Source organism: Streptomyces sp. BE303 (genome assembly GCF_036290945.1).
Taxonomy (GTDB): Bacteria; Actinomycetota; Actinomycetes; order Streptomycetales; family Streptomycetaceae; genus Kitasatospora.
Window position 1 is genome coordinate 1 of the sequence record NZ_JAQYWZ010000031.1, and the last position, 475, is coordinate 475.

Annotated in this window: 1 protein-coding gene; it reads right to left on the bottom strand. The window is 74.3% G+C overall.

Features of this window, described 5'->3' with window-relative positions:
• Positions 1-75: 75 nt before the first annotated feature.
• Positions 76-475 (bottom strand): polyketide synthase (locus tag PUR56_RS00090; RefSeq protein WP_329947322.1); only part of this gene is annotated, 400 nt, incomplete at its 5' end.

A 475-nucleotide genomic window follows, 5' to 3' on the forward strand; every position in this document is an offset into this window, starting at 1 on the left:
CCGGGAACGCCTCCAGCACCTCCGCCTCGGAAGCACCCACCGCGAGCATCGCCCCACCGGCGGGAAGGGCCTGCATCAGTCGGCCCCGGGCCACGACCAACGCCGCCGCATCGCCAGAACCCTCTTGATGATGCCGGCGACACCGGCCGCCGCCTGCGTGTGCCCGATGTTGGACTTCACCGACCCGAGCCAGAGCGGGTCGCCGCCGTCCCGCTCCTGACCGGAGGTGGACAGGAGGGCCTGGGCCTCGATCGGGTCGCCGAGCGTCGTGCCGGTGCCGTGCGCCACGCCCGCGTCGACGTCCTGCGGGTTCAACCCCGCCTGCGCCCACGCGGCCCGGATCACCCGCTGCTGCGCCGGACCGTTCGGCGCCGTCAGACCGTTCGACGCACCGTCCTGGTTCACCGCCGTACCCCGCACCACCGCCAGCACCCGACGACCCGCAGCCCGCGCCGACGACAACCGCTCGACCAGC